The organism is Shimia thalassica (assembly GCF_001458215.1).
Lineage (GTDB): Bacteria > Pseudomonadota > Alphaproteobacteria > Rhodobacterales > Rhodobacteraceae > Shimia > Shimia thalassica.
The window spans coordinates 623,058-635,253 of the sequence record NZ_CYTW01000001.1 but is presented as its reverse complement, the minus strand read 5'-3'; the positions used below and the strand labels follow the sequence as shown (position 1 = coordinate 635,253).

Below are 12,196 nucleotides of genomic sequence, written 5' to 3'. Positions count from 1 at the left end.
TATGCGATACCTATTTGTCTTTTTTCTATTGCTGCCCCTACCGGCATTGGCAGACACCCCACTCACTGCGCAGGAATTTGATGCCCGCACTGTCGGCAAAATCCTGTTTTTCGGCGCCGAAGGTCAACGATACGGCGTCGAGGAATACTTGCCCGACCGCAGGGTGCGGTGGTCTTTCCTGGACGGGAAATGCCGGGATGGGGTCTGGTATGAAAACGGGCCGGAAATCTGTTTCCTTTACGAGGACAACCCGGAACCGCAATGCTGGCTATTTTACACGGACGGAGACGGCATGCGCGCCGAATTCGCCACCGGCAACGACCCCACAATCCTCTACGAGGTCGAAAGCGGCGACGAGATGGTGTGCCTTGGCCCTGACGTCGGCGTCTAGCCTTTTCAGAAAAGGCTGCCTTGGGTTGGCGGCGGCTTGGGTTTGGCGGTCTTTTTCGGGGCGGCTTTTGAACCGAGCTTGATCCGGCCATCTGCAAATTCGAGTTCAATCTCGCCTGCTTTGCCTGCCGCTTTTGTTGACGTCACAAGATCGCCATCTCCACGCACCACGGCATAACCGCGCTCGAGCGTGGCCTGATACCCGAGTGTTTCCCGCATTCGGTCAAGGTTGCCCAACCTCTCGCGCAGGGTCTCGACACGGCGCGTTCCAGCCTCGTTCAGACGTCGGGACAAGTCAGAGACCTTGTCGCTGCGTCGCGCAACCTCACGCGTCAAAGCCAGAGGACTCAACCGGTCAGACCGCCGCCCCAAAGCCTGCCGTTTGGTATCAATCATGCGCTGCAGTGTTGACGAACGCAGGCTGCCGCTGACTTCGCTCAGTTTGACCTGCCGGCGCTGCACGCCAGCCTGAAGGGCGCGCGGCAAGGCTTCGGACGCGTTGTCCAGCCTTTGTGATGGCGATTGCAACAACGTCTCGGGGCGCGGCAAGGCGCGCGACAAGTCCCGCAGACGTTGACCCCGACGCGTGATGCCCTCGGTCAAGGCACGGGTCAAACGCCCCCCCTGTTCATCCGTCCACCCCATCAGATCAAGGCGGACAGGCACCGCGATTTCTGCAGCGGCCGTTGGTGTTGGCGCCCGTCGATCAGAGACAAAATCGATCAGTGTCGTGTCTGTTTCGTGTCCAACAGCCGAAATCAGGGGAATGTCGCTGGCCGCCGCAGCACGCGCGACAACTTCCTCGTTAAATCCCCATAGATCCTCAATACTGCCCCCGCCACGCGCCACGATAATCAAGTCCGGTCGCGGCATAGCCCCACCGGGGGTCATCCGGTTAAAGCCGTCGATGGCACGCGCCACCTGGGGCGCACATTGATCACCTTGAACGGCGACGGGCCAAATCATCACTTTACGTGGAAACCGTTCGCGCAGTCGGTGCAGAATATCCCGGATCACCGCCCCGCTGGGCGACGTCACAACACCGATCACTTCTGGCAAATAGGGCAACGGCCGTTTTCGGTCCGTCTCAAACAATCCTTCGGCGGCAAGCTGTTTCTTGCGCTTTTCCAGCATCGCCATCAACGCGCCTTCACCGGCCACGGTCACGTCATCGACATTGATCTGGTATTTCGACTGGCTTCCAAAGGTTGTCAGCTTGCCGGTTACGATGACTTCCATGCCTTCTTCCGGCATCATGGACAGCTTACTGACCTGCCCTTTCCAGCTGACTGCGGCGATAACCGACCGGTCGTCTTTCACGTCAAAATAAAGATGCCCCGAACGCGCCAGCATCACGCGGCCGACTTCTCCGCGTACCCGAACCCGACCAAAGGCACCTTCGATCGTACGTTTCAGGGCGCCGGAAATTTCCGATACGCTAAATTCCGGGGCATTTTCGCCCTCAATCGGGGAATCAATCAGGTCGGACATTTGGCCTCGCTTGTCAGACTGTTCGCCACAGCTTAGAACGCGCGGGAACGAAGGCCAAGCAGAAGGGCACTCCCCAATGAATATCCTCATCCTCGGAAGCGGCGGACGCGAGCATGCACTGGCATGGGCTGTCATGCAAAACCCGAAATGCGACAAGCTTATCGTGGCACCGGGAAATGCAGGCATTGCCAAAATCGCTGACTGCGCCAGCTTTGACATCAACGACGGCGGTGCAGTGGTCAATTTTGCGGAAGAGAACGCCATCGAGTTCGTCATCGTCGGCCCCGAAGCCCCACTGGCCAACGGCGTTGCAGATCGCCTGCGCGAGGCCGGCATTCTGGTGTTTGGCCCATCCGAAGGGGCCGCGCGTCTCGAAGCCTCGAAAAGCTTCACCAAAGAGGTCTGTGACGCGGCAAACGCCCCGACAGCGGCCTATGGCCATTTCACTGATGCCGCACAGGCCAAGGCCTATATCCGCGAACAAGGTGCCCCCATCGTTGTCAAAGCCGACGGTTTGGCCGCGGGCAAAGGCGTGATCGTTGCGATGGACGAACAGACCGCTTTGGACGCCATCGACGACATGTTCGGCGGCGCTTTTGGTGGCGCTGGCGCAGAAGTGGTTATCGAAGAATTTATGGACGGCGAAGAAGCCTCGTTCTTTATCCTGTGCGACGGCAAAACCGCGCTGCCCATCGGCACCGCACAAGACCACAAACGTGTGGGCGAAGGCGACACTGGCCCGAACACGGGCGGCATGGGCGCCTATTCTCCTGCCCCTGTCCTGACCGATGAAATCGCGCAAAAGGCGATGGACGAAATCATTCGCCCGACAATGGACGAAATGGCCAAACGCGGTGTCCCTTATCAGGGTATCCTCTATGCAGGTCTGATGATCAAAGACGGCCAGCCCCGCCTTGTGGAATACAACGTCCGCTTTGGCGACCCGGAATGTCAGGTTCTGATGATGCGCCTTGGTGCCCAAGCCATGGACCTCATGCATGCCGCCGCCGAAGAACGCCTAGACACCGCAAAGGTGAACTGGGCCGACGACCACGCAATCACCGTGGTCATGGCTGCCAACGGCTATCCCGAATCGTATGAAAAAGGCAGCGTGATCAAAGGACTGGACGGCCAGCCCGAAGACAGCAAAAACATGGTTTTCCATGCCGGCACTGCAGCCAAAGATGGCGATGTCATCGCAACAGGCGGGCGCGTTTTGAACGTCACCGCGCGTGGCGCATCGCTGCAGGAAGCCCGCGATCGCGCCTATGACATGATTGACGCGATTGACTGGCCCGGCGGTTTCTTCCGTCGCGATATCGGGTGGCGCGCTCTTTAAAACGCTTCCCAAAATGCTGCGCCTGAACTTATAAAAAGAGGGGGCTTTGTCCCCCTTTTTACAGCGTAGTCAGGACAATCGGTCTGATGCTCGCTTTCATAAGAGTTGAGAACATTTAGATGATTGTTCGCGATACGCCCCGTCTTCTTGATTTGTTGTTTTCCATTCGAGGGTCCGTACTGCCCAAGGTGGCCCCGCGTCTACTCGGGCTTTTGGCGTTTTCAATTGTCATCGTGGCACTGGACGCTGATTTCTTGACGTTACCGCATACCAGTGCGGCCCCCTTGGCCGCTTTTGGGGTGGCGTTATCACTGTTTCTGGGATTTCGAAACAACGCTGCCTTTGAACGCTGGTGGGAAGGGCGCCGTTTGTGGGGGCAGCTAGTTTCCGATATGCGGTCATTGGCGCGGGAAACCGACCTTTTCATTACAGACAAAGACCTGCGTCTTTCGATATTGCGCACGGCCACGGCTTTTATCCATCTGCACCGTGTCCAACTTCGGGCATTACCAGACGACCAAAAGGCGCGTGACTGGTGTCACAAAGACTATTCTTCTCAGCCCCATCCCCCCTGTGCGGCCCTGAATGATCTGAACGCGCTGCTGATCGAGGCCTCTGAAAAAGGGGCACTGGATGGTTTTGGACAAAAGGCCCTGTCCGAGCGTATCGCGAATATCGGTGCGGCACAGGCCGGTTGCGAGCGGATCGCTGCCACGCCTTTGCCCTATGTGTATTCGTTGCTGATCTTCAGAACGACATACCTTTATTGCCTGTTAACCCCGCTGGCATTGATTGACAGCGCCGGATGGATGACCCCTGTCTATGTCTGCATCATGGCCTATGTCTTTTTCGGATTGGCCGAAGTGACCGAAGAACTGGCGCATCCCTTTGGTGAAACCGTGAACGGGCTGCCACTGGATGCCTTGTGCAGAACCATTGAAATTAGCATGGCCCCACACATCGGGGTGACGCCGCCTGCCCCACTGCGCCCTACGAACTATTATCTCAGCTAACGCTTTTTCACGCTTAAAAAAATTGCCAGCGCACTGACAGCGTTTTATTGTGCCTCAAATCCAAGAACGGGGAACGGACACGTGTCCGAATTGTCATCAACAGACGCCTTGATCAACGCGGCCTACGAGAACCGCGACTTTACCGAACTGGCATATCACTTTGTGCCGGTCGGGATCGTCGTGACCGAAAACCGTGTCATCCGCGATTGTAACCAGACTTTCGCAGACATGTTCGGCTATCCTCGGGAAACCTTGCGCGATCAGACCTTTGCCATTCTCTATCCAAGTCAGGAAGAGTTCACAAATATTCGCAATCGCGGTGTCGAGTCGCTGCGCCAGTCCAACATGTATTGGGATGAGCGGGTCATGATGCGCAAAGGTGGTGATTTGTTCTGGTGCCGTGTGCGCGGGCATTCGTTTACGCCGGAAGACCCGTTAATGCGCGCAGTCTGGAGCTTTGCGGACCTGTCCGGAACGCGTCCTTACCAACAGCTGACCCGTCGCGAACGCGAAGTGTTTTCCCTGATGAGTGAAGGCATGACATCAAAAGAAATCGCGATTGTTCTGAAGATGTCGAATCGCACTGTCGAAGTGCACCGCGCCAAATTGTTGAAAAAGTTCGGCGCCAGCAATACTGCCGCCTTGTTTCAATCGCTTGGAACCATCAGTGGCGATCATGTCACCAATGCGGGCCACCAGTTCTCAAAACGCTGAAGTCACTCTGGCACGCGGGGGCACTAACCTCGACAGGCCATCGCTTCGGTCATGCTGCGGCGTCCGGTGAACCGTCCGATATCGCGGGTGGTCAATGTGCCGTCCGCAAAGCGGGTTGCGATAATCCGTGTCCAATCCGCAGTGGCCGTGATCATTTCCGGACCATCTCCACAATCGCGAATGCCGCCGGAAATATGGGTCTCTCCAATCCGGTGATTGGTGAGGCCCCCTTGCTCTGCAACCTGCGTCAGGGTCCCGTCGCGATACCTCCAGACCCGCAGGGTCTTGGCCAGGTGCGGGCGGTCGATATAGGCAATTTCGACATATCCGTCCCCATCCAGATCAGCTGCGCCGACAACCGCCAACCAGCGATGGCGTCGCCCAATCGCGGGGGTTTCTGCAAGAACCGCCATAGAAGTGCCACTGGCGGTCGTCGCATCCGCGACTTCCCCCCAGATGCGCAACGCCGCACCGCGGTCGAAATAGGAAATGACACTCAGAACTTCTGGCGTGCCGTCGCCGTTCACATCGACCAGACGGGGTGCTGTATCTTCGTAAACAGCCTCGCCCGCGGAAGACGTCAGAACACGCCCCCCCGACAGGCGAAACTCGATACCGGCATATTCGCCTTCGGGCACTGCGCCATGGGCATAGACCGACGTTGGGTCGACGTATCGTGCCGAGACGATGTCGGCAAAAGCGCTTGCGCCCCCCGCCAAAACAAAGAGCGACACAAGGGCCGCGCGGCGTACGTGACGCGGCAAAAAGAACAAACCGTGACGCCGCGCCATCGCCAGCATCAGATTTGTTTTTCCGGCATTTGCACAACCAGACCGTCCAGTTCGTCGGTCACCTTGATCTGACAAGTCAGACGCGACCGTGCGGGATCAGGCTCGTAAGCAAAGTCGAGCATGTCTTCTTCCATGTCATCTTTGGCTGGCACTTTCTCGACCCAATCTGGGTGCAGGTAAACGTGACAGGTCGAACAGGCACATGCCCCGCCGCAATCCGCTTCGATGCCGGGGATATTGTTGTCGCGGGCACCTTCCATAACAGTCAGGCCGTTGGCCACGTCAACTGTATGCTCGGTACCGTTGTGTTCGACATAGGTAATTTTTGCCATGACTGGAACTTTCCTTGCGTGTGTTTGTTCCTAATTAGTATCCAGACACGAACTCTGCCACCCCAATTTGCGACTATGAGCGTGTCACTTGTGACAATTCTCGCAGAGTTTTGCCTTGCTGCTGTTTTGTGCGACACAGATGCAAAGTGGCATAAAGCTTTCTGCGAACGCGAAAGAAGGGTATGAAGACCCAAACCAGTGCCACCAATTGCACATCCGAGGCCCGCGCATGACCATTCGCTTTCTGTTACCGCTGACGCTTCTGGCAACGCTGCCTTTGGTCGGTTGCGAAGAAACCGGCGCTGTTGCGCAGGATCTCGAAGCGCTCAGAGAACCCGATCTGGTGCGCAGTGTTGCTCTGGCCCCGCCGGGGGCCGAGCCCGGTACATGCTGGGGACGCGAAGTGTCGCCCGCCACGATTGAAACCGTAACTGAACAGGTCATGGTGCAACCCGCCGAAGTTCTGGATGACGGCACGGTTATTTCACCAGCCATTTTCCGAAGTGAAACCCGCCAAAAAATCGTCAAGGAACGCCGGGAAACCTGGTTCCAAACCCCGTGTGAAGATGTCTGGACCGAAGAATTCACCTCTTCTGTACAGCGTGCCCTCGCGGCCCGTGGCTTCTATCATGGTGCGGTGACGGGCGTTCGGGACAAGAGAACGCTTTCCGCGATCCGGCGTTTTCAATCTCCGCAAGGGTTGGACAGTTCGATCCTGTCACTCGAAGCGGCCCGATCACTTGGATTGGTCGCGGTGGAACGCGACAAGACCTGAGACAGGTCCACCGCTGAACAAAGAAAAAAGGGGCACCGCGCGGCGCCCCTTTTCGTTTAAGCCTATGACCTTTTTAGTCTTCGATATTCAGCGCAACGAAACGGGGTTCACCGCCACGACGCACAAGCAGCAAGAGGGATTTACGCCCTGCTTCTTTTGCTTCGGCAATGCGCGTTTCCAGATCATCAACACTGGTCAGCTTTTGCTGGCTTGCCTCGGTGAGAACGTCCCCTGCGCGAAGGCCTTTTTCAAAGGCTTTCGAAGCCTCGTCTACCTTCGTGACGACAAGACCTTCCGTGCCTTCTGCAACGCCCAGTTCCGAACGCATTTCTTCTGTCAGCGGGGTGACGGTCAAGCCAAGCACATCTTTTTCAACCGTTTCAGGCTCGGCAGGTACGGCTTCCGGTCCTGCGCTTTCCGCGGTTTCACGACGGCCCAATGTCACTTTCAGTGTCTGTGTCGCACCATCGCGCAGCACAATCACACGCACGGTTTTGCCAACGTCGGTGTTGCCCACCTGGCGGACCAGACCACGCACGTCTTTGACCTCGTTTCCGTCGAACATGGTGATCACATCGCCAGCTTGCAGGCCGGCTTCCTTGGCCGGGCCTTCTGGAACATCCGTCACCATCGCACCGGACGCTTCGTCCAGGCCATCAACCGCTTCGACCATGTCTTCGGTGACGTTCTGGATGCGCACACCCAACCACCCGCGGCGGGTCTCGCCAAATTCTTTCAACTGTTTGACAACTTTGGTCACAACATTGGAAGTCATCGAGAACCCGATCCCGATCGATCCGCCGTTTGGTGACAAAATCGCCGTGTTCACACCGACAACTTCGCCGTCCATGTTGAACAACGGTCCCCCAGAGTTGCCTCGGTTAATCGCGGCATCAGTCTGGATGTAGTCATCATAGCTGCCCGACAGGGCACGGTTGCGTGCCGAAACGATGCCGGCCGACACCGAAAACCCTTGGCCAAGAGGGTTCCCCATGGCAACCACCCAGTCACCCACACGTGCCGTATCGCTGTTCCCAAATGAAACATATGGCAGCGGCTTGTCTGACTCGACTTTCAACAGGGCGATATCGGTGTTTGGATCTTTACCAATCAGCTTCGCGGGCAATTCCTCACCCGAAAAGAACTCGATCAGGATTTCGTCTGCGCCGTCAATCACGTGGTTGTTGGTCACGACATACCCGTCTTCGGAAATGACAAAACCGGACCCGAGAGCCGATGTACGACGCGGGCGATCACCCTCGCCCTGACGGTCTTGGAATTCACGGAAAAAATCTTCGAACGGCGACCCTTCGGGCACGATACCCTGTGGGCCGGTCCGCCCTGCAACGACAGTCGAAGTAGTAATGTTGACGACTGCGGGGCTGATCTTTTCGGCGAGATCAGCAAAACTTTCGGGACGGGCCTGCGCGATTGTGGTTTGTGCCACCATCACAATCAGAGCCACCACGGCGACCCAAAGACCGCGGGCTTGCGCGATTGGTCGGCTTGCGATTGCCTGAGTAGTCAATGACTTGTCTCCTGTATTTCTTTTGTAGCAAGACAGCCGGAAGGCGCCGTGCTCTGGACTGGTCTAAAAGTGGCGATGCACTCTATCATCTGCAACCTAGCGCACATCGCAAGCCCACAAAATAATGTGAACATATCGTGATGAGATTGAAACAATGATCCTAAAGGGGGCTAGGCCCCGAGTGATTTTGCCAGCCAGACAAACACAACGCCAAGGGCCATTGCGGCCAATCCCATATTTCGCCGCTGGTTTTCGGGCAAAGCGCGCAACGCTTCCAGCAAGCTTTCAATAAGCGAAGGGGCCAGTGCGTACACCAGCCCCTCGATAATCAGCACAAGGCCAATCGCCAGTAAGGCGGTCCCGATCATTCAGGGGTCGCCGACTTCAGATAGTTGAAGAAGTCACTGTCTGGCGACATCACCATGGTCGAGTTCCCTTCGAGAAGGGCACCGCGATAGGCGGCCAACGAGCGGTAGAATTCAAAGAATTCAGGGTCCGCACCAAAGGCACCGGCAAAAATGGCGTTCCGCTTCGCATCAGCTTCACCGCGAACGATTTCAGACTGACGGTTCGCATCCGAGACCAGCTCGACCACGGTACGGTCAGCTTGGGCGCGAACACGTTGAGCGGCTTCTTCACCACGTGCGATCTCGTCGGCAGCTTCCCGTTCACGCTCTGCGCGCATCCGTGCAAAGGTTGCTTCAAGGTTGGCTTGTGGCAAATCTGTACGCTTCAGGCGAACGTCGATGACTTCCAGACCCAAACCACGGGCCTCGGAAATTGCGGCGTTCCGGATACGCAGCATCAAAGCAGCCCGGTCAGACGACAGAATGTCGTTCGAGCTGACCTGCCCCAAAACTTCACGTGTTTGCGACCGCAGGATGTTGTCCAGACGCAGTTCCGCTTGCGCGATACCACCTGTACCAACCGCCTGACGGAACTGAACGACATCGGCAATGCGATACCGTGCAAACGCGTCGACGATCAAACGACGATCATCTTTCGGGGTGATCTCAAGCGGGCCAACTTCGCGGCTGAGGATACGGTCATCATAGGACACGACCTCTTGGATGACAGGCAGCTTGAAATAAAGGCCCGGCTCTTCTTTCACGTCAACGACACGACCGAATTGCAAAACCAGCGCTTTTTCACGCTCATCAACAATGAACAGTGCCGAGTAAATCGCGACGACCGCTACGACGAGGATGGGCAGCAGGAAAGTTGTCTTCCTCATTGCTTTGCTCCCTTATTCAGTTCGTTCAGAGGCAGGTAAGGTACAACGCCCTGTCCACCGCTCTGTTCGTCGATGATCACTTTGTCGACACGACCCAGAACTTCTTCCATCGTTTCCAGATAGAGACGTTTACGGGTGACTTCCGGTGCCTTCTGGTATTCTTCCAGAACAGCCGAGAAACGGCTGGCTTCACCTTCAGCTTCGTTCACAACCTGCGCCCGATACGCTTCGGATTCTTCCAGAACCTGCGCGGCTTCACCACGGGCCCCAGCAAGAACACGGTTTGCATAGGCGTCAGCTTGCTTTTCAAGACGGTCACGTTCCTGCGAAGCAGACTGCACTTCGCGGAAGCTGTCTTTTACGGGCTCGGGCGGATCCGCACCGTCAAAGTTGACCCGAACGACGTTGACACCAGAGTCATAGCTATCGAGTGTTGACTGGATAAGTTCCTGAAGACGGTCCGCAATGACACCACGGTCACGGTTCAAAACCGGAGCAAGCTCGGATTGAGCGATAATCTCGCGCATCGCGGATTCTGACACTGCACGGATCGTGTTGCGAGGATCGCGCAGGTTAAACAGGTATTGCGCTGGATCACCGATGTTCCAAACAACCTGAAAATCGATGTCGACGATGTTTTCGTCTCCAGTCAGCATCAGGCCATCACCCGAACGTCCCGAAGATGGGATTTCTTCGGTTTGCTCGCGGGTCACAGGCAGGATTTCTGCTGTAACGAAAGGCCAAGGCGCAAAGTTCAAACCAGGCTCGCCTGTGGCATAGTACTTGCCCAGGAACAGCTCGACCGATTTTTCTTCGGGCTTGACCGAATAGAAGCTCGCCATGCCCCATGCAACAACAGCGGCAAGCGCTCCGAGCCCAACCATACCTTTATTGATACCGCCGCCACCGGCAGGGCGTTGTCCGCCCCCACCTTGACCAGTGCCATTGCCACCGCGACCGCCCATAAGGACACGCAGTTGATCTTGGCCTTTTTTCATCAGCTCATCGATATCGGGGATCTGGGGGCCTTCATCACCGGGGCCACGACCACCGCCGCCGCCACCGTTATTGCCGCCGTTGTTGCCACGGTTTCCACCGCCGCCCCCACTGCCGCCTTGATTTCCGCCGCCGCCCCACGGGCCGCCACTATTCCCTGCCATAAAGGTTCATCCCTTCCCTAACTGTTGCAGCGCATGCCTACAGAACCTGTGGCATGCGCCGCGAAATTCAACCCGTACGCGTCGGGCTTTTCATTGTAACGATCTCTTCCGACATGGTCGGGTGCACCGCCACGGTCCGATCGAAATCTTCTTTGGTCGCGCCCATCTTGACCGCGATACCGGCCAACTGGATCATTTCGCCCGCTCCGGGGGCCACAATGTGGCATCCAAGAACTTTACGGGTTTTCTGGCTGACCACCAGCTTCATCAGAACACGCTCGCTGCGTCCCGCAAAGGACTGCTGCATCGGCTTAAAGCTTGTTGCATAAACCTCGATCGGTTCCTGCTCGCGCGCGTCTTCTTCAGAGAGGCCCACAGTGCCCATTTCCGGCTGTGTGAAAATCGCCGTCGGGATCAATTCGTGATCCGGTTTGGTCGGATTACCTTTAAACACGGTTTCCACGAAGGCCATGCCTTCACGGATCGCAACCGGCGTAAGGTTGACACGGTCCGTGACATCCCCAACCGCATAAATCGAAGGCACCGCTGTCTGGCTATAGTCGTCGACCACAACCTGCCCCTTGCGGCCAAGTTCAACGCCGACCTCTTCAAGGCCCATATCATCCGCATTTGGCACACGTCCGGTGGCAAACATCACCTGATCAAACAGGTTTTCATCGCCATTCGTCGCAACGACGCGAATCTTGTCGCCCTCTTTTTCCATGCGCACGATATTCGTGCCCAAGTGAAGATTGATACCTTTCTGGCACATCTCGTCGCTGACCAAACCACGTGCTTCGTCGTCGAACCCACGCAGGATTTGAGCACCGCGATAGTATTGGGTCACGTTCACACCCAAGCCGTTCAAAATGCCTGCAAATTCGCTTGCGATGTATCCACCGCCCACAATCAGGATCGACTCGGGCAGCTTCTCGAGGTGGAAGATATCATTCGACGTGATGCCGAGTTCATCCCCCGGAATCCCCGGTTTTACAGGGCGTCCACCCATTGCCAGCAGGATATGCTTTGCGGTCTTGCGCGTCCCATCGGTCAATTCGACCGTATGCGCATCCGCAATTTTCGCGCGTTGATCATAGGTATCAACGCCGTTGTTTTTGAGAATACCGCGATACACATTTTCCAGACGGTCCAGCTCGGCATAAAGCTTGCCGCGGAACACATCCCAATCAAACGCACCGGGTTTGATATCCCATCCATAGGCCTGTGCGTCGTCGACCATGTCGCCATATTCGCTGGCAAACACCATCAGTTTTTTCGGCACACAGCCGCGGATCACACAAGTCCCGCCATAGCGCTCCTCTTCGGCAAGTGCCACTTTGGCACCTTCTTGGGCCGCAACACGCGCAGCCCTTACGCCACCGGAACCACCACCGATGACAAACAGATCATAATCAAAAGCCATTCTATG

13 protein-coding genes are annotated in these 12,196 nt (G+C 56.7%); 5 read left to right on the top strand and 8 right to left on the bottom strand.

All coding sequences use genetic code 11. The annotated features are described in order from the left end of the window. The first annotated feature begins 1 nt into the window (after nucleotide 1). Nucleotides 2-391, top strand: coding sequence for a hypothetical protein (locus PH7735_RS02965; protein WP_058309826.1), 390 nt, complete (start codon nucleotides 2-4; stop codon nucleotides 389-391). Nucleotides 392-396: 5 nt separating this feature from the next. Here the strand turns inward: PH7735_RS02965 and xseA are convergent, their stop codons facing one another. Next, nucleotides 397-1,881, bottom strand: coding sequence for an exodeoxyribonuclease VII large subunit (xseA, locus tag PH7735_RS02960; protein WP_058309825.1), 1,485 nt, complete (start codon nucleotides 1,879-1,881; stop codon nucleotides 397-399). A 76-nt stretch (nucleotides 1,882-1,957) separates the two neighbouring features. Here xseA and purD point away from each other — a divergent pair, with 76 nt between their 5' ends. From purD to PH7735_RS02945, 3 genes are all read left to right on the top strand, one after another. Continuing rightward, nucleotides 1,958-3,220: a phosphoribosylamine--glycine ligase gene (purD, locus tag PH7735_RS02955; protein WP_058309824.1), complete on the top strand. Its 1,263-nt coding sequence runs from the start codon at nucleotides 1,958-1,960 to the stop codon at nucleotides 3,218-3,220. 119 nt (nucleotides 3,221-3,339) lie between these two features. Further along, a complete protein-coding gene (locus tag PH7735_RS02950) occupies nucleotides 3,340-4,233 on the top strand; it encodes a bestrophin family protein (protein WP_058309823.1) in 894 nt (297 codons plus the stop codon). A 90-nt stretch (nucleotides 4,234-4,323) separates the two neighbouring features. Then, the gene (locus PH7735_RS02945; RefSeq protein WP_199534981.1) at nucleotides 4,324-4,947 is read left to right on the top strand and encodes a LuxR C-terminal-related transcriptional regulator; all 624 of its coding nucleotides are present in this window, start codon (nucleotides 4,324-4,326) and stop codon (nucleotides 4,945-4,947) included. Nucleotides 4,948-4,970: 23 nt separating this feature from the next. On the opposite strand, the gene PH7735_RS02940 is transcribed toward PH7735_RS02945, so the two are convergent. Further along, nucleotides 4,971-5,747 carry an FG-GAP repeat domain-containing protein gene (locus PH7735_RS02940; protein ID WP_233488264.1) on the bottom strand — a complete coding sequence of 259 codons (777 nt, stop codon included), beginning with the start codon at nucleotides 5,745-5,747 and terminating at the stop codon, nucleotides 4,971-4,973. Then, nucleotides 5,747-6,070 carry a 2Fe-2S iron-sulfur cluster-binding protein gene (locus tag PH7735_RS02935; RefSeq protein ID WP_058309821.1) on the bottom strand — a complete coding sequence of 108 codons (324 nt, stop codon included), beginning with the start codon at nucleotides 6,068-6,070 and terminating at the stop codon, nucleotides 5,747-5,749. Before PH7735_RS02935 ends, PH7735_RS02940 begins: the two co-directional genes overlap by 1 nt. A gap of 229 nt (nucleotides 6,071-6,299) precedes the next feature. On the opposite strand from PH7735_RS02935, the gene PH7735_RS02930 reads away from it, so the two are divergent. After that, nucleotides 6,300-6,845: a peptidoglycan-binding domain-containing protein gene (locus PH7735_RS02930; RefSeq protein ID WP_058311114.1), complete on the top strand. Its 546-nt coding sequence runs from the start codon at nucleotides 6,300-6,302 to the stop codon at nucleotides 6,843-6,845. Between the two features lie 73 nt (nucleotides 6,846-6,918). Here PH7735_RS02930 and PH7735_RS02925 read toward each other — a convergent pair whose 3' ends face one another. From PH7735_RS02925 to gor, 5 genes are all read right to left on the bottom strand, one after another. Further along, nucleotides 6,919-8,295: a DegQ family serine endoprotease gene (locus PH7735_RS02925; RefSeq protein WP_082645183.1), complete on the bottom strand. Its 1,377-nt coding sequence runs from the start codon at nucleotides 8,293-8,295 to the stop codon at nucleotides 6,919-6,921. Nucleotides 8,296-8,543: 248 nt separating this feature from the next. After that, the gene (locus PH7735_RS02920) at nucleotides 8,544-8,741 is read right to left on the bottom strand and encodes a DUF2065 domain-containing protein (protein WP_199534964.1); all 198 of its coding nucleotides are present in this window, start codon (nucleotides 8,739-8,741) and stop codon (nucleotides 8,544-8,546) included. Then, a complete protein-coding gene (gene hflC / locus PH7735_RS02915) occupies nucleotides 8,738-9,607 on the bottom strand; it encodes a protease modulator HflC (RefSeq protein WP_058309819.1) in 870 nt (289 codons plus the stop codon). Before hflC ends, PH7735_RS02920 begins: the two co-directional genes overlap by 4 nt. Then, nucleotides 9,604-10,767 carry an FtsH protease activity modulator HflK gene (gene hflK / locus PH7735_RS02910; protein ID WP_058309818.1) on the bottom strand — a complete coding sequence of 388 codons (1,164 nt, stop codon included), beginning with the start codon at nucleotides 10,765-10,767 and terminating at the stop codon, nucleotides 9,604-9,606. The genes hflC and hflK overlap by 4 nt, the downstream gene beginning before the upstream one ends. A gap of 67 nt (nucleotides 10,768-10,834) precedes the next feature. Further along, the gene (gene gor / locus PH7735_RS02905; RefSeq protein WP_058309817.1) at nucleotides 10,835-12,190 is read right to left on the bottom strand and encodes a glutathione-disulfide reductase; all 1,356 of its coding nucleotides are present in this window, start codon (nucleotides 12,188-12,190) and stop codon (nucleotides 10,835-10,837) included. Nucleotides 12,191-12,196: the final 6 nt, after the last annotated feature.